Raw genomic sequence first — 19,903 nt, forward strand, 5'->3', positions numbered from 1 at the left:
AGCAAAATGTCTTCCGAGGCCGTCAGCTATTTTTCGCATCCATTTCCTCGTCGCCAGTCGGTTGGCGTCAGTGTCGGTGGCGTTATCGTCGGCGGCAGTGCGCCCGTCGTCGTGCAGTCAATGACCAACACGGACACAGCGGATGTGGACTCTACGGTCGCGCAGGTGGCTGCACTTCACCGTGCCGGTTCGGAAATCGTGCGCATCACGGTGGATCGCGATGAATCGGCTGCTGCCGTGCCTAAAATCCGCGAACGGCTGGAGCGTCTGGGGCATGATGTACCGCTGGTCGGCGATTTCCATTATATCGGTCACAAACTGCTGGCCGATCATCCGGCCTGTGCGGAAGCGCTTGCAAAATATCGTATCAATCCGGGCAATGTCGGCTTCAAGGACAAGAAGGACAAGCAGTTCGCTGATATCGTCGAAATGGCGATCCGTTACGACAAGCCGGTGCGTATTGGTGTGAACTGGGGATCACTCGATCAGGAACTCCTGACCACGCTGATGGATCGCAATCAGGACGCTGGCGCGCCATTGAGCGCACAGGAAGTCATGCGCGAGGCCATTGTGCAGTCGGCTCTGATTTCCGCCAATCTTGCCGAAGAGATCGGTCTTGGCCGCGACAAGATCATTCTGTCGGCCAAGGTCAGTCAGGTGCAGGACCTGATCGCCGTCTATACGATGCTGGCGCAGCGTTCCAATCATGCGCTGCATCTCGGCCTCACCGAAGCAGGCATGGGCACCAAGGGCATTGTCGCTTCGTCGGCGGCTATGGGTATTCTGCTGCAGCAGGGCATTGGCGACACAATCCGCATTTCGCTTACCCCTGAACCCGGCGGCGACCGCACCCGCGAAGTGCAGGTTTCGCAGGAGCTTCTGCAGACCATGGGCTTCCGGCAATTTATTCCGATTGTTGCGGCGTGCCCCGGTTGCGGTCGTACGACATCGACCGTGTTTCAGGAACTGGCCCAGACCATTCAGGACGATATCCGCCGCAACATGCCGGTCTGGCGCGAGAAATATCCCGGCGTAGAAGCGCTGTCGGTTGCCGTGATGGGCTGCATTGTCAACGGGCCGGGCGAATCGAAGCACGCTGATATCGGCATCTCGCTTCCCGGCACGGGCGAAACGCCGTCCGCACCGGTCTTTGTCGATGGCAAGAAAGTCACGACGTTGCGCGGTCCTGCTATTGCCGAGGACTTCCAGAAAATGGTTGCCGATTACATCGAGAACCGCTTCGGACTCGATCAGAAAATCGCTGCTGGCCAGAACTAAGCGGTACAGGTGACCGCGCGCGTAGCGGTCTCTGGTGTAGCCTTTAATGTTGCTGCCCAGAAGATGAGCGTGACAAGGCTGATGCCTGCGCCAAGCAGGCAAACGCCATTCCAGCCTGCATAAGCATAGACCCAGGTTGAAACCGCCGAACCGCTTGCGCTGCCGATGGAATAGAAAACCATATAGGCGGCGGTGAGCCTGTTCTGCGCGTCTGGGCGTACACGGTAGATCATCGCCTGATTGGTGACGTGGACAGCCTGAAGGCCGAAGTCGATAATCAGCACACCTGCGATCAGCCAGAGTAGCGAATGTCCCAGCAGGGCTATCAGACCCCATGACATGAACATCAGCAGCAAAGCGATGCCTGTCATTCGCTGGGCATAACCCCGGTCGGCAACACCGCCAGCACGCGACGCGGCAAGCGCTCCTGCAGCACCTGCCAGTCCGAACAGACCGATCTCTGCATGGCTCAGTTCGAAGGGTGGTGCACTGAGCGGCATGACCAGTGGCGCGAGCAAAGTGGTAATATTGGCGAAGATCAGCATGGCGATGATGGCGCGAATGCGTAGTACCGGCTCGGAGCGAAACAGCGTCACAAGCGACAGAATGAGTGCCGGATAGCTAACGCTGGTCGGCTGCCGCTTTTGGTCGGGCAGGCTGCGCCACAGCAGGAGCGCGATCAAAAGCGTGAGAATAGCGGAAACGAAGTAGACGCTGCGCCAGCCGCCAATGTCGGTGAGCGCGCCGGCTATCGCGCGCGCCAGCAATATGCCGAGCACGATGCCGCTGGTTACGATGCCAACCACATGGCCGCGTCGCGCCGGTGCTGCGAGGCTGGCCGCATAGGCGACAAGTGCCTGTGTGACGACGGCGAGCAGGCCCATAGTGGCCATGGCGACCAGAAGCACGGTGGCATTGGCCGCAAAGCCGATTGCGATCAGGGACAGGACCGACAGAAGGAAATGCGTGATGATGAGTTTGCGCCGGTTGAAGAGGTCGCCAAGCGGGACGAGAAAGATCAAGCCGATTGCATAACCGAGCTGGCTGGCGGCGACGATGAGACCTGCTGTTGAGCGTTTGAGGCCAAGGTCATCGGCCATCACATCGAGCAGCGGGTGAGCAAAGTAGACATTGGCTACCGCCAGTCCGCTTGCAGCCGCAAACAGAAAAAGGGTAGTCGAGGAAAGCAAAGGGCGTGCATCAGGGTTCGCGGACAGCGTTGCTGCCGCGCCGGTTGAAGGTTGCATGACGGACTCCTGCAAAACGGTTTTAAAATGAAACCATTTTGCTTGTAGCGAAAAAGGTTTTATATTGCAACCAGATTGCAATCTGTGGAGTTAACATGGTTCGAAAGAAAAGCATGAAAGGCGATTATTGCCCGAGTGCGCGCGCGCTTGATGTGATCGGCGACTGGTGGTCGCTGCTGATCGTCCGTGAAGCCTTCGACGGCGTGACACGTTTCAGCGCCTTTCAGAAGAATCTCGGAATCGCCCGCAATATTCTCTCGGAACGTCTGCGCAAGCTGACGGGAGAGGGAATCATGGAATCCGTGCCAGACCCTAATGGTGGCGCGCATCAGGAGTATCGCCTGACGGCAAAAGGGCGCGATCTGCTGCCTGTCATCGTGTCGCTCAGGCAATGGGGAGAAAAGCATCTCTTTGCGCCGGGTGAAACTCATTCGCGTCTTGTCGACAGCGTTTCAGGCGAGGACGTGGCCGCGCTTGATGTGCGTTCTCAGGACGGGCGCATGCTTTCCGCTGACGATGTGGTTATCGTCAAGGTACGTGAAGACGATATTTAAGTCGTTGTTTTTACACATTTTCTTGAGAAAAATCGGTTCCCGCTTGCGGGAGACATGCTTTAGCTCTGCCGTTCGGCGATGAAGCGGGCGGCCTGCTTCAGGATATCCGCATCCTTGCCAAAAGGTGCCAGCAAGCTTTCCGCCTGGGCAACCAGTCCGGACAGTTGCTTGCGGGTCCAGTCGATGCCGTGGAGTGAAACCAGCGTGGCCTTTCCGGCGGCGGCATCTTTACCAGTGGCCTTGCCCATCGCCTCGGCGTCGGCGGTCACGTCCAGAAGATCGTCCGCCAGCTGGAAGGCAAGGCCAATAGCGGAGCCGAATTCGGCCATGCGCTCGCGGTCTTCGCTGGATGCATTGGCGATGATGGCTCCGGCCTCGCAGGCGAAGCGGATCAATGCGCCAGTCTTCATTGCCTGCAACGTGATGATGCCGGCTTCGTCAGGCTTGCTGGTTTCGGCCATCAGATCGAGAGCCTGTCCGCCCACCATGCCACCGAGACCGGATGCACGGGCGAGCGCTGAAACCAGTTGCAGGCGAATTGCTGCATCGAGATCGGTTTCATCCGACGAGATGATATCGAAAGCATAGGTCAGAAGGCCGTCACCGGCCAGAATGGCGGCAGCTTCATCAAATGCCTTGTGCACGGTCGGCTGGCCGCGCCGCAGGTCATCGTCATCCATGGCTGGCAGATCGTCATGGACAAGCGAATAGCAGTGAATGCATTCGAGCGCGGCTGCAACACGCAGAACGGCGTCGCTACCTTTGCCGAACAAAGCGGCACTTTCGACAACGAGAAAAGGCCGGAGGCGCTTGCCACCGTTCAGGACACCATGCCGCATGGCGGCGAGCAGCCGTTCCGGGCGGGCGATTTCTCCCGTCTTGAGGCGCTGGTCCAGAAGGCCCGTCAGTGCCATTTCTACTTCCATGGCACGATGGTTGAGAATGGCGGTGAAATCGGTCGACAGCTTTTCCATGTCAAAGGGGATGGACGAAAGCGCTGATTTGGTCAACTGGCCACAACGATCAGCACAGGCTTTTTCATTTGAACGTCACGAAACGGCGTGTTTCGACTTGTTTCCCCGGTTGGATTATGGAATCCGGTTCAAACTTATTAAGGAATGGTTTATGTCGCTTGGGGGAAGGTAGCAGGCGGTGGCAGTGGCAAAAATCATCATCAAGAGCAAAGATGGACGCAATTATCTGGCGGATCCTGTTTGGGGTGCCCGGATTGCTCTCGCGCTCAAGATTCTGGTGATTCTGGCCGTGCTGCCGATTTTCCTGCTTTTCGTCTATTCCGTACCCTTTGTCCGCCCGATCTCGACCCTGATGGTCAAGGACTATGTTCTGTTTCAGGGCGTGGACCGGAGATGGGTCAGTATCGACGATATCGCGCCGGTTCTTGTCAATTCGGTAATGATGGCCGAGGACGGCCAGTTCTGCAGCCATGGCGGGGTGGACTGGCATCAGCTGGGGCTGGTTCTGGACGATACGGGCGAGGGTGGTCCGAGCCGCGGCGCTTCCACGATCACGATGCAGACCGTGAAGAACCTCTTCCTGTGGAATGGGCGCTCCTATGTCCGCAAGGGGCTCGAATTTCCGCTGGCGCTGGCTGCCGACGGTATTCTGTCCAAAAAGCGCATTATGGAAATCTATCTCAATATCGCCGAGTGGGGACCGGGCATTTACGGAATCGAGGCCGCAGCCCAGCATCATTTCAAGCGCCCGGCAGCAAAACTCAATGCACAGCAATCCGCGCTACTTGCCGTCACGCTGCCAAACCCGGCCTTGCGCAACCCCGCCAAGCCGACGCGCAACATGCAGCGCATTGCCCGGATCGTCGCCGGACGCGCCGCACGGTCAGGTCCCTATGTGGTTTGCGTGCAATAAATGCATGATACGAAAAAAAGATAAGACTCCCGCTGGTCAAATGCCGTTAGAGCGTGTATAGGCACGTGACTTTCCGGAATTTTGTCCGATGTGACAGGCTCTTCGGGGCCGTGCCGGACGTTTATTGACCGATCAGTGGAGCTGAATCCATGGCAGTACCAAAACGAAAAACGTCTCCGTCGAAGCGTGGCATGCGTCGTTCGGCTGACGCTCTCAAGGCCCCGACCTATGTCGAGGACAAGAACTCGGGCGAACTTCGTCGTCCGCATCATATCGATCTGAAGAGCGGTATGTATCGCGGCCGTCAGGTCCTCGAAGCCAAGGAATAAGTCTGACGCTGCATTGCAGCCGAAAGATGGTTTTCAAAAACGCCGTTTCCGGTTTCCGGAAGCGGCGTTTTCTTTTGTGCGGTCTTCTCTGCAAGCTGCATGAAAAAGGCCGCATAAAGCGGCCTTGATCGTGAGCTTTTGCTGAAAATCAGCCTGCGTCTGATGCAAAGCCTGCGCCTTCGATACCGGAAATGGCTGCAATTTCGTCATTGTCTGATGTATCACCGGAAATGCCGACGGCACCGAGGATTTCGCCGCCTGCATCCTTGATCAGAACGCCGCCCGGCACCGGCACGACCTTGCCGCCGGACACGCCCGACAAACCTTCCAGGAAGTGTGGACGGTCCTTGGCCTGATTGTGCAGCCAGCGCGAGCCCGTTCCGACGGCGAGTGCACCGAAAGCCTTGCCCGAGGCGATCTCGAAACGAAGGATCGAAGTTCCGTCCTGCCGCTGAAACGCTTTCAGGTTTCCGCCTGCGTCAAAGACGGAGACAGCCAGCGGCTTCAGTTTCAGCTCGGCTGCCTTGGCAAAGGCACCAGCAATAATCCCATTGGCTTGTTCGAGCGTCAGTGAAGTCATGAATATCTCCTATTTATAGCTAAATGCAATTTAGCGATCATGACCGGCAATGCACACTCCAATGCTGCTCGTCATGGGAAAAACACTTTATCGATTTTCATGAAGACGGTTGCGGGCACACGGCAAAGCTTGCCAAGGCCGGAATTTTGGTCTTTGTGTTGCGCAACATTTCAAGGAGGAAAGAATGTCCGACCAGAAAGCCATCGTCATTGCCAGCGCGGCGCGTACCGCAGTGGGCGCTTTCAACGGTGCGTTTGCCAATATCCCCGCACATGAATTGGGCGCGACGGTTATCAAAGGAGCGCTGGAACGCGCCGGTGTGGCGGCGACGGATGTGGACGAGGTTATTCTCGGACAGGTGTTGACGGCAGGCGAGGGCCAGAACCCTGCGCGGCAGGCGGCGATGGATGCCGGTTGCCCGAAAGAGACGACAGCCTTCTCGATCAACCAGCTATGCGGTTCCGGTTTGCGAGCGGTTGCGCTCGGCATGCAGCAGATTCTTTCCGGCGATGCCAAGATCATCGTGGCAGGCGGTCAGGAATCCATGTCCATGGCGCCGCATTGCGCGCATTTACGGTCCGGCGTGAAGATGGGCGACTTCAAGATGGTCGATACCATGCTGAAGGACGGCCTGATTGATGCCTTTCATGGCTATCATATGGGGATCACTGCCGAGAATATCGCCAGCCAGTGGCAGTTGACCCGCGCCGATCAGGACGAGTTCGCACTTGCTTCCCAGCAGAAGGCAGAGGCGGCACAGAATGCGGGCAGGTTCGAGGATGAAATTGTTCCGTTCACTGTAAAGGGTCGCAAGGGCGATATCGTCATTTCGGCGGATGAATATATCCGTCCCGGCACGACGATTGAGGCATTGACCAAGTTGAAGCCCGCTTTCGACAAGGAGGGGACGGTTACTGCAGGCAACGCATCCGGGATTAACGATGGTGCTGCGGCTGTCGTGCTGATGGATGCGGATGAAGCCACCAAGCGTGGTGTGAAGCCGCTTGCGCGCATCGTTTCCTGGGCAACGGCTGGCGTCGATCCTTCGATCATGGGAACAGGCCCGATTCCGGCGACGAAGAAGGCGCTGGAAAAGGCAGGCTGGAGCGTCGGCGATCTCGATCTGGTCGAAGCCAACGAAGCCTTTGCAGCACAGTCCTGTGCTGTTGTGCGTGATCTTGGTCTCAACCCCCATATCGTCAACGTCAATGGCGGAGCAATCGCGATCGGTCATCCGATCGGCGCATCAGGCGCACGCGTTCTGACGACGCTGCTTTACGAAATGCAGCGCCGCGATGCCAAGCGCGGTCTGGCGACACTTTGCATCGGCGGCGGCATGGGCGTTGCCTTGTGCGTCGAGCGCGACTGACCTTCTCCTTCACTGGAACAGAGGCGGACGGAGATTTGGCTCCGTCCGCCTTTTTGTTTCCGCAATGAGACGTTTGAAATCGCTGGCGTCGGTATGGTGGCTTTGTCAGAAAGTTAACGCGAAACCGATGAGACGGTGCTCAAAGTCTGTTTAATACTGGTTTTCTATGGCGCATTGCGATCACGGACTACCAGATGTGGTGAGAACAAACGGAGAAACTTTGCAGATCAGCGATTCGTCGCCGATTCGTTCCGGCTTTGGCCTGAAGGTTAACGAGAATCGAGTTTCCATCCGCTTCGGCATTAACGAACTATCAGTAATCATTAAGATTTTCTGAAGAATTGCATTGTAATCGGAACAGCCTGTTGACAGGTTTTGCCAAAAGTTAACGGCGGTGTTGTTCCGCGTCGGGAGAACGAGGAAAAGCGGAACATCCGATTCATTATGTTGTGGGGTTTTGTGTTAGGCTTACTATATGTTGCCGTGAACAAAAGGCGAAGCTCTCTGAGTCAGCGATTCGTCGCCGATTCGTTCCAGAGTCGTTCCAATCGTTAATCGACAAGTTATTGACCGGCTGCAGATCGGTCGCCGAAAGGTTGGCAACTCGTCCATACTGAAACTTAACAGGAGCGCTTTCGGTGCAGGTCGTATAGTGCTATCGCAAGAACCAGCATCCAGCCCGTGACGGGCGCTTGTACCGGGAATCCGATTATTGGCATGAACCAACTCCCTGCCCATGATTTGCCGCTGACCTTGAGTGGCCGCGATGTGACTGCGGTACTTGGGCCGACCAATACCGGCAAAACGCATCTGGCCATCGAACGCATGCTGTCGCATGGAAGCGGGATGATCGGCCTGCCGCTGCGCCTTCTGGCGCGCGAGGTCTATAACCGCGTGGTGGAACGGGTCGGGGCGGCCAATGTCGCGCTGGTCACGGGTGAGGAAAAGATCGTGCCGCCTGGCGCGCGCTATTCCGTCTGCACGGTCGAGGCCATGCCGCGCCGCACTGATGTGGCTTTTGTGGCTATCGATGAAGTGCAGCTCGCCGGTGATCTGGAACGCGGGCATATATTCACCGACCGCATCCTGCATTTGCGGGGACGGCAGGAGACGCTCCTGCTTGGCGCTGGGACGATGCGCGGCATTCTGGAAAAGCTCTTGCGCGGCATCAATGTGGTAACGCGTCCGCGCCTGTCGCATCTGGCCTATGCTGGGGCCAAGAAGATTACCCGCCTGCCGAACCGTTCCGCCATTGTCGCCTTTTCTGCCGACGAGGTTTATGCGATTGCTGAACTGATCCGCCGCCAGCGCGGTGGTGCTGCGGTGGTCATGGGCGCGCTCAGTCCGCGCACGCGCAATGCGCAGGTAGAGCTTTACCAGTCGGGTGACGTCGATTTTCTGGTGGCGACCGATGCCATCGGCATGGGGCTCAATCTGGATGTTGACCATGTCGCCTTTGCGCAGAACCGCAAATTCGACGGTTATCAGTTCCGCGATCTGACGCCTGCCGAAGTTGGGCAGATAGCCGGGCGCGCTGGACGTCATCTGCGTGACGGCACATTCGGTGTGACCGGGCAGGTGCATCCATTCGACGAAGAACTGGTCGAACGGGTGGAAGCGCATAATTTCGATCCGGTGAAAGTTCTGCAGTGGCGCACGGCGCGTTTCGACTTTTCATCGCTCGATTCTCTGCGGTATTCTCTGGAAACGCCCGCACCGATTGAAGGATTGGCCAAGGCTTTGCCTGCCGTTGATCAACAAGCGCTTGAAAATTTGTCGAAAGACGAAGAGATTGTGCGGCTCGCCAAGACACCGGCACGCATCGAGCTTTTGTGGGACGCCTGCGCGCTGCCCGATTATCGCAAGATCGCGCCGGCGCAGCATGCCGATATCATTGCAACCATCTACCAGGATCTTGTCCGCCGAGGGAGCGTCGATGAAGATTATATGAGCGAACAGGTGCGCCGCGCCGATAGCACAGAGGGGGAAATTGACACCCTGTCGCATCGTGTGGCGCAAATTCGAACCTGGACTTTTGTGTCGCACAGGCCGGGATGGCTTGCCGATCCGACACACTGGCAGGAAAAGACGCGCGAAATTGAGGACAGATTGTCCGACGCGCTGCATGAAAGGTTGACGAAACGCTTTGTAGACCGCAGGACAAGCGTGCTTATGAGGCGCCTGAGAGAGAATGCCATGCTTGAAGCAGAAATCAGCCCGGCCGGAGACGTGATTGTCGAAGGCCACAATGTCGGGCAACTGGAAGGATTCCGTTTTACCGCTGACGTTCAGGCCGAGGGGCCGGACGCCAAGGCGGTGAAGTCGGCTGCACAAAAGGCGCTGGCCGCCGAGTTCGAACGTCGCGCGGAGCGCTTTGCTGCCGCGCCGAATGGCGATTTCGCGCTGGGCTCGGACGGCGTTATGCGCTGGGTTGGTGCAACGGTCGCAACGCTGGTTGCGGGCGATGACCTGCTGAAGCCGCGCGCGGTGATCCTGGCCGACGAACAGCTTACCGGAGCGGCGCGTGACAAGGTTGCCGCGCGTATTGAACGTTTCGTCGCTCATCATATCGAAACCATTCTGAAGCCGCTCACCGATCTGGCTGCCGCCGATGCTCTGACCGGCATGACCCGCGGTCTTGCATTCCAGATCGTCGAGAATCTCGGCATTCTCCCGCGCCGCGATGTGGCAGAGGAAGTGCGCGGACTCGATCAGGATTCGCGTGCGGCGCTCCGTCGTCTCGGCGTGCGTTTCGGTGCCTATCACGTCTTCATGCCCATGCTGCTGAAGCCCGCTCCGGCTGGCCTCATCACGCTGCTCTGGGCGCTGAAGAACGATGGCCGCGAACGTGCCGGTTATGGCGATGTCGTGAACGTGCTGGCCGCTGGTCGCACTTCGGTCGTCGTCGATCCGGCTTTCGATCCGATGTTCTACCGTCTGGCAGGCTATCGTGTGCTGGGCCGTCGCGCTGTGCGCATCGATATTCTGGAACGTCTTGCCGATCTCATTCGCCCGGCGCTTGCCTGGCGTCCGGGTTCCGGTGCGCGTCCGGATGGCGCTTATGACGGCGGACGTTTCATCGTCACGCCTGCCATGATGTCGATTCTCGGTGCGACAACCGACGACATGGAAGAAATCCTGAAGAGCCTTGGCTATCGTCACGAGGCCATGGAAGCCGCTGCGGTCACGGCGAAGCTCGCCGAACTGGATGCTTTTGCGGCTGAAGCTGCAGTCAAGGAAATTGGCGCTTCGCCGGTCGCAGCGGCTGAGAAACCTGCCGTGCCAGCGGCTGAACCTGTGCCTGCACCGGTTGTTGTCGCTGAAACGGAAACTGAAGCCAAAGCGGAAGAAGCTCCGGTGGCTGCAGAAGCCGCACCGGCAGGTGAAACCGCAGAAGCGGCGGCTGAAGAGCCAAAGCCTGTTCTTCTGTGGCGTCAGGGTCGTTTCGAAGGCCGCAACCGTAATCAGGACCAGAACCGTCAGCGTCAAAATCGCGGCAACCAGAATCGCGGTCATCAGAACCGTGATCAGGGCGGTGAAGCACGCAAGTCTGAAGGTGGTGCAGACCAGCAGGCGCGTAATGATCGCGGCGGCAAGCGCTTCGACAAGCAAAAGCGTCATGACGGCGAAGGCAAGCGCGAAGGCTCCAAGGGTGACTTCCGTGGTGGCAATCAGCGTCAGCCGAAGCGCGATCACGGCCATCAGGGCGGCAAGCGCGTCGAGCAGGAACGTCCTGTACGTATCGATCCCGATTCGCCTTTCGCCAAGCTTCTGGCTCTGAAAGAACAGATGAAGAAGTAAAATGACTGTAGATGCGGGCGCAAGACAGCGAATCGACAAGTGGCTGTTCTTCGCGCGCGTGGTCAAATCAAGATCGCTGGCGGCGAAACTCGCCGTCGGCGGCAAGGTCCGGGTCAACCGTGACAAGATCGAGCAGGCGGCTCATCAGGTGAAGGTTGGCGATGTGCTGACCATTACCCTCGACCGACGCATCCTCGTTTACAAGATACTCGCTCCGGGGGAGCGTCGTGGTCCGGCGCCCGAAGCCCAACTGCTTTATGAAGATCTTACGCCTCCACCTGCATCCACTTCTACGATATCGCCGGAGGCCGTAGCGCCGCAGCGCGAAAGCGGAGCCGGGCGCCCGACCAAGAAAGAACGTCGCGAAACGGATCGTTTACGCGGAAGCTGACACGGACGCGTTGCCGCAGGCTCGTTGCGGCGGTGATGGAAATTGCGCATCAAACCGTTCTGGCGAAAGCGTTTTCCAAGCAAAAGCCGTCAAACGAAATGCTGTTTCAGATGTGCGTTACTTCGTGACGTTGCGGCGTTTGTACCCTTGTCACGGCAGGATAAAATCGTTACCTCACGCATTGTCATAAAAGGGCATGGGCTGAGGCTAGTGGTCTGATTCCGACATTTGCGTTCCCCTGATACAGACGTTGAGCAAATGTCGGAAGCTAAAAGACCACTAATAAACCCATGGATCTAGTGGATTTTTCGAATTTGACGTTTGAAATGAGATTGATGTCGGACGGGTATCAAACGTCAAATTCAATCCACTAGCAACCATTTCCGTGCACAGTGACTTCGTGGCGAGATATTCCAAAGCCCCGAGCCGATTGTCGGCTTGCCGGAGTATCGGCGCAAAGCTGTAGGATAGATAAGCCGCCTGTTCTGGAATTCGGGCGGCAACAGGAGTTCGACGATGACGTATGTCGTGACCGATAATTGCATTCGCTGCAAATATACGGACTGCGTCGAGGTCTGTCCGGTCGATTGCTTCTACGAAGGCGAAAACATGCTCGTCATCAATCCCGACGAGTGCATCGACTGTGGCGTATGTGAACCGGAATGCCCTGCCGAGGCGATCAGCCCCGACACCGAGCCGGGCCTCGACAAGTGGTTGGAATTGAATACGGAATATGCGGCAAAATGGCCCAATATTACCGCGAAGAAAGATGCCCTGCCGGAAGCCAAGGAAATGGACGGTGTGGCTGGCAAACTGGAGAAGTATTTCTCCGCCGAGCCTGGTAGCGGTGACTAATACCCGGCCAGCATTGCGGGTACTGCTTGCAGGCTGTTGCGAGCTGGACGGTATTGTATAAGTATGTCTTCGTTCCGGAAGACTTTGCGCTCCAGGAACGTGTACGTTCAGCCTGGCAAGACTGCCAGGTTGTCCGACATTACAGGAATGCAGGATTTATCACTTGCTTTTTCTGCAATGCATCGGCAAAAGACGAATGAAATCACGGGAAAACGCTCATATTTTAGGCGTGTTGCATTGCCAGATACGACATATTTGGCAATTTGTTGATTCTTTCGCGAAATTGTGTTAGGTTGCTCCAATAATTTCGGTGACTGGACGTCAATTCGTGGCGCTATGCGTTAATCTCTGAAAGGGCTGATCTTTAGTACCGGGCTGATGGCACCGGGGAAGATGATTGCGATTTGGCGTCGTCCCCCTCACCGTACACCCGGTCGGCTAGATTTGCCGTCAGATACGTTTTCAGTTCCAAGCCGACAAACAACTTCCGTGCTTCATTTCTCCGGAGCGCGGTCGAACATCATGTGTCAACCGGCGGGTCGCGCCGGGCACAACAGGGAGTAATGAAGCGTATGTCATCCCAGCAGAAAAAGTCTCCAGTAGCGCGTGGCGGTTTCAAGGCCGGTGAGGCCATCGTGTATCCGGCTCATGGCGTTGGTCAGATCGTCACTATTGAAGAGCAGGAAGTGGCAGGCCACAAGCTCGAGCTTTTCGTAATCGATTTCGAAAAAGACAAGATGCGCCTGAAGGTGCCGGTTGCCAAGGCCGCTTCCATCGGTATGCGCAAGCTGTCGGAGACCGACTATGTTGAACGTGCACTCAAGGTCGTACAGGGCCGCGCACGTGTGAAGCGTACCATGTGGTCGCGCCGCGCCCAGGAATATGATGCAAAGATCAATTCCGGCGATCTGATCTCGATCTCGGAAGTCGTTCGCGATCTTTTCCGCGCTGAGAACCAGCCGGAACAGTCTTATTCGGAACGCCAGCTTTATGAAGCTGCCCTTGATCGTATGGCGCGCGAAATCGCTGCCGTGAACAAGCTTTCGGAAACCGAAGCTGTTCGTCTGATCGAAGCGAATCTCGCCAAGGGACCGAAGCGCGGCAAAGCCGACGCTGAAGCAGACCTCGATGACGATGAAGTTGAAGCGGCATAAGCAGCTTTACTTCTCTTTCTTTTAAAAAGGCCCGGCATTATAGCCGGGCTTTTTTTCTCGATTGAGAAGAGTTCGCCTGCGTCATTCTCCGCGTGATGGAAAGCAGATTGCTTCAAAATGCATTGCGTCGAGCGGCTGGCGACTTGCTCGATCTGTTGGACCGGCGCTCAAGAGTTGTTTGCCCTTGTATGTCTGGGGATGTCGGTGTCTGACCTGCTAAGATATTGTTTGGCCATTCAATAGCCCCACAAATCCCTGTATTGCCCTTCGCACGTGATCGCATAGCAGGCGGACGCGCCTTGTTTGTCGGGTATCGCTATGGGTCAGTAGCCAGATATCGCCTACACAGGAACTGGCAGTTCCGGGTACGCGGATGAGTTTCGGTTCGCTATCGCCAAGAAAGCATGGGAGAAACGAGATGCCCATCCCAGCCCGCGTTGCTTGAAACTGTGATCCTATCTCCGCAAAGCGGACCGGATTTGCAGCCATTTTAATCCCGGTCGCTGACTCCCAATCTGATGGAACATGTTCGTTTGGTCCCAGCAACCAGGTTGCGGAAGCTGGTGACGGTTGTGTCATCAGATTTCGATGAATGTAGAATGCCATATGGAATTGGCAGAGTCTTGTTCCGTATAAATTGTCGGGTGGCGTCTTCCCGCCAACGACCACACGCAAAGCGACATCAGCTTCGCGGTTGACGAGATTAATCATTGACGTCGAGCCCACGATTTCCAGCCCAATGTCTGGATAGGCGGCCTTGAAATCTGCGAGGGATGGCATCAGCAGGTCAGTCGCCATTGAAATCGGGAGCGTGAACCTCAGAGGCCCGGAGACACGCTGATCCCGCCCAAAAATCCGAGCCTCGATCTGGGATGAGGCTGTCGCCATCTGTCCTGCGAGTTCAACAATGTCGCTTCCCGCATCCGTAAGCCGGTATCCGGATGCCAGCCTGTCGAACAGTTTTGTTTCCAGTGTTTCTTCCAGCCGACTGATACCACGTATGATCGTGGCATGATTGACGTCCAACGCATCTGCTGCAGCGCGAACCGTGCCGCCCTGAGCGACCGCGAGAAACATGCGAACCTCATTCCAGTGATCCATGGTGCGTTTTCTCACGAGGGTTGTGCGTTTATCTTCAGTTTAAACCTCCACGGGTTCGTCATATCTAGCTGTCAGGCAGGGTATGCGCAATATCGCGCATGGACCTGCGGCTCCCTGTCGTTCAACGAACCCAAGCGAGGATTTCATGGGTAAGCTCGTTTCCAAAGTCGCCGTTGTCACAGGTGGTTCCAGCGGTATTGGATTTGCCATCGCACAGCGCTTTATCAAGGAAGGCGCGACTGTCTATATTGCTGGTCGTCGCAAGGCGGAACTTGAAGCCGCCGTAAATAAGCTGGGACGAGGTGCTACGGCAATTCAGGCCGACATATCCGATCTGGGTAGCTTGGATCGGCTATTTGAAACAGTCCAGAACGAGGAGGGTGGTCTCGATATTCTTGTCGCCAATGCCGGCGTTGTGGAATTGAGTTCGATCCGCGATGCTTCGGAAGATCACTTCGACAAGATGTTCGATATCAATGTGAAAGGTACATACTTCACCGTCCAGGGAGCTCTTCCCGTGATGCGTGACGGCGGTTCGATCATTCTTCTTTCTACATGTATGACAAGCAAGGGAACGCCGGGCTACAGCGTCTATAATGCTACGAAGGCGGCGGTGCGATCTCTCGCGCGTTCGGCGGCGGCGGAACTACTTGCAAACAAGATAAGGGTGAACACGCTAAGCCCTGGGCCGATAGACACTCCCATTATTGAGTCGCAGGTCACAACACCGGAGGAAGCAGCGGCGTATCGCACGAACAGTGCCGCTTATGTGCCGCTGGGACGTCTGGGACGCCCGGAAGAGCTGGCATCTGCAGCCCTTTTCCTTGCATCGGACGAAAGCAGCTTCTCGACGGGAACAGACCTTGTCGTCGACGGAGGATTGACGCAGATCTAAATGAGATCTGACAAGTGGCCCGCTCTTTGAGTGGGCCACTTAGTTAAAATTCTATTGAATTTTGCAGCCAGTCATTAACCTTCCTAGTCATCTTCCTGCATTGTCAGAGATTTATCCTTGCTTGGTGGGAACCTGATCGCAGCTGACGCGTTCTCCCAGACACCAGTTCGTAAACGGGTTTGTTTTGCGGCGTAACTACTTTGGCCAAAGAATAGGCCTAGCGGGGAGTTTTGGGCGAATTCGCAAGTTTGTCCAATGAGTCTTTGTGGGACTGGCATATCCTTCCACTGAACGCCCGATGGGCGTGAGTTCAGAACAGGAGAACCAGATGAAGCAGTCATCCATGAGCAGTTCTTCCGCAGTTCCAGCCAATCGCATACCTATGGTTGCGCGTAGCCTCCCAGCGACAGCAGCCTCTTCTCAGTCAATGATCCGCAGCGCAATGTCGGCTCCCTATCTTGAGCGCGAAGAGGAACGAGCCCTCGCCATTCGCTGGAAGGAACTGAAAGATCAGGACGCACTTCACCGCATAACATCCGCACATATGCGACTGGTCATTTCCATGGCCGGGCGCTTCCGCAAGTTCAAACTGCCGATGAACGATCTCATCCAGGAAGGCTATGTCGGCCTTCTTGAAGCTGCTGCCCGTTTTGACCCCGAACGGGAAGTGCGCTTCTCGACCTATGCATCGTGGTGGATTCGTGCGTCTATGCAGGATTATATCCTGCGTAACTGGTCCATCGTGCGCGGCGGAACAAGTTCGGCGCAAAAGGCGCTGTTCTTCAATCTGCGGCGGCTTCGTTCAAAATTGGCTCAGTCCGACGACAATATGACCAAGGCCGAGATGTATCGCGAAATTTCCGATCAGCTGGGCGTTTCGACAAGCGATGTCGAGATCATGGACAGCCGTCTTTCGGGGCCGGATAGCTCCTTGTCGGCACCAGTGAACAACGAGGAATCGGGTGCAGTGCGTCGCATGGATTTTCTGGTTGACGACCATCCCTTGCAGGATGAGATCGCCGAAAGTTCCATCGATATGGAACGTCGCAATCAATGGCTCAATGTTGCTCTCGATACGTTGAACGAGCGCGAATTGCACATTATTCGCGAGCGTCGCCTTGATGATGACGGCGTGACGCTCGAAGCGCTGGGCGAAAAGCTTGGTATTTCCAAGGAGCGGGTGCGACAGATCGAAAGCCGTGCGATGGAGAAGCTGAAGATTGCCTTGTTGAGCCAGCACGAACTGGCAGCCTATCAGGCGTAAGCTGTTACAATCAGCGCAACACAAGTAGAGGGGCCGAACGGCTCCTTACTTTTGTGGTTCGGTGGCCTTGCCTTCAAGCCGTGACGACCAGTCCTCGACCTTGCGATTTTCGAGGCGGCGCACGGCATAGCGTTTCCAGCTGTCGGCGAGGTGCGAAAGCTCCGCCATCACGGACAGTTCGTCATAGTTCAACGTGTCGACATAAAGCAGGTGCCAGACACGATGCAGTGTCCAGTTTGGTGAAAGGCGGTCGGCGAGGATCATCGAATCGCCAGCTTCAACATTGCCTTCTTCCAGAACACGATAATACCAGCCTGTCCGCCCCGTCTTCTGCACGCGCACGGCCATGTCGGCGGTTGCAAAGCGTTCGTTCAGTTTCCAGCAGGGCTGGCGGCCCTGTGAAACCTCGACAAGTGCACTGCCGAGCCGGAACCTGTCGCCTACGGCGACATTGTGCTCGTTCAGACCCGATGTGGAGATGTTTTCGCCGAAAGCACCACGCGCGCTCAGACGCGGGTTTTCGCCGATCTCTTCGCGCCAGACCGCATAATGATCGTGCGGATAATGATGGAGCGCTTTTTCCGGTCCACCATGCACTTTCCGGTCGCCCTGCGCATCGCAGTCCAGCCCCTCGAAAGTCACGCGGACTTTGCCAGTAACTGGCTGTTTGTCGATGCCGCTTGGAACGCTACGCGGTCCGAGAGGAGCGATTTTTCCGGCAAGGACAGAGTGGATGCATGTTTCCGTCATCACGACCTACTCGCTGATCAGCTTCACGCGGTCACCGACCGAAACCGTCGCCCCTGCCGACATGGCATTGAGAAGGCGGAACAGTTCCAATTTGCGGGTGGTGCCCTGCATGCGTGCCGACAGGCTGGCCAGCGTGTCGCCCGGCTTCACCGTCACGACGCGGATGCGCAGCGGCTTGATGGCGTTCTGTTCGGCAGGCGACAGCAAGCGGAAGGATTGCGTGACCGTCTGCGAAGCAGGCAGAAGGGCGTTGCTGCCTTTCGGTGCTGCTGTCAGGAAGCGATAGACCTTGTTGTTTGCACCGATGACCACAATGTCGAACTGCCACCGGTCGGCGCTGGCGCGCGCAGTCGCGGCGGGCAACCCGTTGATGGTGGTGGTCTGGATCGAACTGTCGTCGAGACCGGTTACCCAGCCCGAGCGGATATAGTCGGCAAGGTTTGATCCCGCCGGAAGAGATGCGCCATCGAAACGAATGGCAACTTCGCCGGGGCCGCTTGCCATGACCGCATTGGCCGAATTGTCGATGGTGAAGCCATCTGGTGCGCGGAAAGTGACACCGAGCTTCGGATGGATGAAGGTCTGTTCGCGGACATAACCTTCATTGGGCGAGTCGCCGTAGAGAAGGCCGTCAATTCCGTTGAGGAAGGAATCGCGATCGGTTGTGCCGACGCCGGGTGCGCCGATGCGGCGTGCATGACCAAGCGCAAGCTGGATGCGCTGCGGCGTTGCCGGATGGCTTGCAAGAAAGTCGAGGCTGGCATCGGTCGCGCCCGAAACCGAACGAAAGCCCTGATAGGCTTCCATAGATTGCAGGAAACGCGCCGAAGCGAACGGATCGTAACCGGCTTCGCCGATCATCTTGATGCCGATGGCATCCGCCTGCAATTCCTGATTGCGCGAGAACTGCGCAAGCCGAAGCTTGCCGCGCAGGGCTTCCTCGCGGCTGGCAGATTCATTGTGTAACACTTCGCTGGCGACACGTCCGGCGATGGCCGTTTCGGCTTCCTTCTCCTGGCGCAGAATGCCGTGATTGGCGATGACATGGCCCATTTCGTGGGCAATCACGGCGGCGACTTCGGAAGAGTCGTTGGCGAGTGCAAGCAGGCCGCGCGTAACGTAGAGATAGCCGCCCGGCAATGCGAAGGCATTGATATTGGGACTATCGAGAATGGTGATGCGATAGGTCTGGTCCGGCTTGTCGGTAACCGTCGTCAGCTTGCCGACGATCTTGGCCACCATACGTTCAAGCCTCTGGTCCTTGTACTCGCCGCCATAGGTCGCGAGAATGCGCGGATGTTGTTGCGCACCGAGCTGCGCCAGCCGGTCATTGCGCGTCACATTGTCGACCGTCACGGGATTGTCGGAAGGCTGCAGTCCAAGATCCTTGCTGGAATTGATCGACTGGCAACCTGAAATCAGGGCGACCGCAAGCAAGCCAAGACCGATGGCTGGTTTCCGCCAATTGTGCTGCGTCCATTCTGGCAGGGAGATGGGTAGACACAGGAAGGCCCGGGAACGGGTCGATTGACGGAACAGTATTTTATCCTCGCTTCTGAATCAGATTGCTTGATCCGGGGCCAAATCTAGCCACAGACCAGAAAGCGTACAAGCCGTACATGGGCACTATAAGAAAGCTGTAGCCGGTTCTTCCGGCAGATTGCGAACAAAATATGTCCGCAACCGTAACTCTATTTGAGGTTTAGCGCCGAATTCTGCTTTTCGCCGATATAGTGCCGCAATGCTTCCGGTCCAGTCGGAGAGAGTAGTTCAGTGGCGGGGCCTATTGCGGAAATCCGGCCACTGTCGAGAAAAAGCAACACCGCGTCGAGATAGAGCGCATCTTCAGGCGTATGGGTCACCATCAGCACCATCATACGGGTTTCAAGTTGAAGCTCCCTGACAAGATCCAGCATCTGGTGTCGTAGCGCTGGGCCAAGCGAGGCAAAGGCTTCGTCAAGGAGCAGAACCGGGCGCTGGCGTATAAGAGCCCGGGCAATCGCCACGCGCTGGCGTTCGCCACCGGAAAGCGCTTCCGGCTTGCGCTGTTCTTTGCCTGCGAGCCCGACACGCGACAAAGCCTCCGCAATATCGGCGTGGTCTTGCGCGGAGAGCTTCAGGTTCGGCGAGCGTCCGAGGCTGACATTCTGTTCGACGGTCAGATGGGCAAACAGGTTGTTTTCCTGAAACACCATCGAAACAGGCCGGTCCGCTGGCGAAAGTTCACTGACGTCTTTATCGCCGATGAAGATGCGACCGGATTGCGGAAATTCGAAACCGGCAATCAGGTTAAGAAGTGTCGACTTGCCCGAACCGCTTGGTCCGACAATTGCAGCAATAACACCGCCCTCTATCGTCGCATCGAAATGCATGGCGGTTTCACCATAGCTGAAACGAACGTTATCAAGGCGAATTTCGGCGAGGACGTTTATTGGGGCGTTCATCGAG

18 protein-coding genes are annotated in these 19,903 nt (G+C 56.8%); 11 read left to right on the plus strand and 7 right to left on the minus strand.

The features are described from left to right. Positions 1 to 6: 6 nt before the first annotated feature. Complete coding sequence (gene ispG, locus OANT_RS05805) at positions 7 to 1,278, plus strand: flavodoxin-dependent (E)-4-hydroxy-3-methylbut-2-enyl-diphosphate synthase (protein ID WP_010661447.1); 1,272 nt, start codon at positions 7 to 9, stop codon at positions 1,276 to 1,278. On the opposite strand, the gene OANT_RS05810 is transcribed toward ispG, so the two are convergent. Continuing rightward, on the minus strand, positions 1,275 to 2,525 hold the full coding sequence (locus OANT_RS05810; protein WP_012091275.1) for an MFS transporter: 1,251 nt from the start codon (positions 2,523 to 2,525) through the stop codon (positions 1,275 to 1,277). The two genes, ispG and OANT_RS05810, sit on opposite strands and share 4 nt — an antisense overlap. Before the next feature lie 95 nt (positions 2,526 to 2,620). Here OANT_RS05810 and OANT_RS05815 point away from each other — a divergent pair, with 95 nt between their 5' ends. Then, complete coding sequence (locus OANT_RS05815; protein WP_012091276.1) at positions 2,621 to 3,079, plus strand: winged helix-turn-helix transcriptional regulator; 459 nt, start codon at positions 2,621 to 2,623, stop codon at positions 3,077 to 3,079. Positions 3,080 to 3,138: 59 nt separating this feature from the next. On the opposite strand, the gene OANT_RS05820 is transcribed toward OANT_RS05815, so the two are convergent. Beyond that, the gene (locus OANT_RS05820; RefSeq protein WP_012091277.1) at positions 3,139 to 4,053 is read right to left on the minus strand and encodes a polyprenyl synthetase family protein; all 915 of its coding nucleotides are present in this window, start codon (positions 4,051 to 4,053) and stop codon (positions 3,139 to 3,141) included. 184 nt (positions 4,054 to 4,237) lie between these two features. On the opposite strand from OANT_RS05820, the gene mtgA reads away from it, so the two are divergent. Both mtgA and rpmF read left to right on the plus strand, forming a co-directional pair. Continuing rightward, on the plus strand, positions 4,238 to 4,966 hold the full coding sequence (gene mtgA / locus OANT_RS05825; protein WP_029376280.1) for a monofunctional biosynthetic peptidoglycan transglycosylase: 729 nt from the start codon (positions 4,238 to 4,240) through the stop codon (positions 4,964 to 4,966). Between the two features lie 149 nt (positions 4,967 to 5,115). Further along, positions 5,116 to 5,295, plus strand: a complete 180-nt coding sequence (rpmF, locus tag OANT_RS05830) for a 50S ribosomal protein L32 (RefSeq protein WP_006467787.1) — start codon at positions 5,116 to 5,118, stop codon at positions 5,293 to 5,295. Between the two features lie 148 nt (positions 5,296 to 5,443). On the opposite strand, the gene OANT_RS05835 is transcribed toward rpmF, so the two are convergent. Next, positions 5,444 to 5,875 (minus strand): GlcG/HbpS family heme-binding protein, encoded by a 432-nt coding sequence (locus tag OANT_RS05835; protein WP_012091278.1) that lies wholly within the window; start codon positions 5,873 to 5,875, stop codon positions 5,444 to 5,446. A 184-nt stretch (positions 5,876 to 6,059) separates the two neighbouring features. Here OANT_RS05835 and OANT_RS05840 point away from each other — a divergent pair, with 184 nt between their 5' ends. The 5 genes from OANT_RS05840 (at position 6,060) to OANT_RS05860 (ending at position 13,445) form a co-directional block, all read left to right on the plus strand. Continuing rightward, a complete protein-coding gene (locus OANT_RS05840) occupies positions 6,060 to 7,244 on the plus strand; it encodes an acetyl-CoA C-acetyltransferase (RefSeq protein ID WP_012091279.1) in 1,185 nt (394 codons plus the stop codon). 717 nt (positions 7,245 to 7,961) lie between these two features. Further along, positions 7,962 to 11,045: a helicase-related protein gene (locus OANT_RS05845; protein WP_012091280.1), complete on the plus strand. Its 3,084-nt coding sequence runs from the start codon at positions 7,962 to 7,964 to the stop codon at positions 11,043 to 11,045. 1 nt (position 11,046) lies between these two features. Continuing rightward, the gene (locus OANT_RS05850) at positions 11,047 to 11,436 is read left to right on the plus strand and encodes an RNA-binding S4 domain-containing protein (RefSeq protein ID WP_012091281.1); all 390 of its coding nucleotides are present in this window, start codon (positions 11,047 to 11,049) and stop codon (positions 11,434 to 11,436) included. A 516-nt stretch (positions 11,437 to 11,952) separates the two neighbouring features. Further along, the gene (gene fdxA, locus OANT_RS05855; RefSeq protein WP_006467781.1) at positions 11,953 to 12,291 is read left to right on the plus strand and encodes a ferredoxin FdxA; all 339 of its coding nucleotides are present in this window, start codon (positions 11,953 to 11,955) and stop codon (positions 12,289 to 12,291) included. Positions 12,292 to 12,863: 572 nt separating this feature from the next. After that, positions 12,864 to 13,445, plus strand: a complete 582-nt coding sequence (locus OANT_RS05860; protein ID WP_006471273.1) for a CarD family transcriptional regulator — start codon at positions 12,864 to 12,866, stop codon at positions 13,443 to 13,445. 216 nt (positions 13,446 to 13,661) lie between these two features. On the opposite strand, the gene OANT_RS05865 is transcribed toward OANT_RS05860, so the two are convergent. Continuing rightward, positions 13,662 to 14,546, minus strand: coding sequence for a LysR family transcriptional regulator (locus tag OANT_RS05865; RefSeq protein ID WP_040129086.1), 885 nt, complete (start codon positions 14,544 to 14,546; stop codon positions 13,662 to 13,664). A gap of 145 nt (positions 14,547 to 14,691) precedes the next feature. On the opposite strand from OANT_RS05865, the gene OANT_RS05870 reads away from it, so the two are divergent. After that, the gene (locus tag OANT_RS05870; RefSeq protein ID WP_010661437.1) at positions 14,692 to 15,441 is read left to right on the plus strand and encodes an SDR family NAD(P)-dependent oxidoreductase; all 750 of its coding nucleotides are present in this window, start codon (positions 14,692 to 14,694) and stop codon (positions 15,439 to 15,441) included. Between the two features lie 328 nt (positions 15,442 to 15,769). Next, a complete protein-coding gene (locus OANT_RS05875; protein WP_012091283.1) occupies positions 15,770 to 16,705 on the plus strand; it encodes an RNA polymerase factor sigma-32 in 936 nt (311 codons plus the stop codon). A 45-nt stretch (positions 16,706 to 16,750) separates the two neighbouring features. Here OANT_RS05875 and OANT_RS05880 read toward each other — a convergent pair whose 3' ends face one another. From OANT_RS05880 to thiQ, 3 genes are all read right to left on the minus strand, one after another. Next, complete coding sequence (locus tag OANT_RS05880) at positions 16,751 to 17,455, minus strand: MOSC domain-containing protein (RefSeq protein ID WP_012091284.1); 705 nt, start codon at positions 17,453 to 17,455, stop codon at positions 16,751 to 16,753. A 6-nt stretch (positions 17,456 to 17,461) separates the two neighbouring features. Beyond that, the gene (cdlP, locus tag OANT_RS05885) at positions 17,462 to 18,943 is read right to left on the minus strand and encodes a cell division protease CdlP (RefSeq protein ID WP_029376279.1); all 1,482 of its coding nucleotides are present in this window, start codon (positions 18,941 to 18,943) and stop codon (positions 17,462 to 17,464) included. A 203-nt stretch (positions 18,944 to 19,146) separates the two neighbouring features. Further along, a complete protein-coding gene (gene thiQ / locus OANT_RS05890) occupies positions 19,147 to 19,899 on the minus strand; it encodes a thiamine ABC transporter ATP-binding protein (protein WP_040130057.1) in 753 nt (250 codons plus the stop codon). Between the last annotated feature and the right edge of the window lie 4 nt (positions 19,900 to 19,903).

The organism is Brucella anthropi ATCC 49188 (assembly GCF_000017405.1).
Taxonomy (GTDB): Bacteria; Pseudomonadota; Alphaproteobacteria; order Rhizobiales; family Rhizobiaceae; genus Brucella; species Brucella anthropi.

What these genes read in the sequence shown, in the direction of transcription:
- ispG (WP_010661447.1), top strand. Translation starts at nt 7, where the DNA reads ATGTCTTCCGAGGCCGTCAGCTATTTTTCGCATCCATTTCCTCGTCGC.
- OANT_RS05810 (WP_012091275.1), bottom strand. Translation starts at nt 2,525, where the DNA reads ATGCAACCTTCAACCGGCGCGGCAGCAACGCTGTCCGCGAACCCTGAT.
- OANT_RS05815 (WP_012091276.1), top strand. Translation starts at nt 2,621, where the DNA reads ATGGTTCGAAAGAAAAGCATGAAAGGCGATTATTGCCCGAGTGCGCGC.
- OANT_RS05820 (WP_012091277.1), bottom strand. Translation starts at nt 4,053, where the DNA reads ATGGAAAAGCTGTCGACCGATTTCACCGCCATTCTCAACCATCGTGCC.
- rpmF (WP_006467787.1), top strand. Translation starts at nt 5,116, where the DNA reads ATGGCAGTACCAAAACGAAAAACGTCTCCGTCGAAGCGTGGCATGCGT.
- OANT_RS05835 (WP_012091278.1), bottom strand. Translation starts at nt 5,875, where the DNA reads ATGACTTCACTGACGCTCGAACAAGCCAATGGGATTATTGCTGGTGCC.
- OANT_RS05840 (WP_012091279.1), top strand. Translation starts at nt 6,060, where the DNA reads ATGTCCGACCAGAAAGCCATCGTCATTGCCAGCGCGGCGCGTACCGCA.
- OANT_RS05845 (WP_012091280.1), top strand. Translation starts at nt 7,962, where the DNA reads ATGAACCAACTCCCTGCCCATGATTTGCCGCTGACCTTGAGTGGCCGC.
- OANT_RS05850 (WP_012091281.1), top strand. Translation starts at nt 11,047, where the DNA reads ATGACTGTAGATGCGGGCGCAAGACAGCGAATCGACAAGTGGCTGTTC.
- fdxA (WP_006467781.1), top strand. Translation starts at nt 11,953, where the DNA reads ATGACGTATGTCGTGACCGATAATTGCATTCGCTGCAAATATACGGAC.
- OANT_RS05860 (WP_006471273.1), top strand. Translation starts at nt 12,864, where the DNA reads ATGTCATCCCAGCAGAAAAAGTCTCCAGTAGCGCGTGGCGGTTTCAAG.
- OANT_RS05865 (WP_040129086.1), bottom strand. Translation starts at nt 14,546, where the DNA reads ATGGATCACTGGAATGAGGTTCGCATGTTTCTCGCGGTCGCTCAGGGC.
- OANT_RS05870 (WP_010661437.1), top strand. Translation starts at nt 14,692, where the DNA reads ATGGGTAAGCTCGTTTCCAAAGTCGCCGTTGTCACAGGTGGTTCCAGC.
- OANT_RS05875 (WP_012091283.1), top strand. Translation starts at nt 15,770, where the DNA reads ATGAAGCAGTCATCCATGAGCAGTTCTTCCGCAGTTCCAGCCAATCGC.
- OANT_RS05880 (WP_012091284.1), bottom strand. Translation starts at nt 17,455, where the DNA reads ATGACGGAAACATGCATCCACTCTGTCCTTGCCGGAAAAATCGCTCCT.
- thiQ (WP_040130057.1), bottom strand. Translation starts at nt 19,899, where the DNA reads ATGAACGCCCCAATAAACGTCCTCGCCGAAATTCGCCTTGATAACGTT.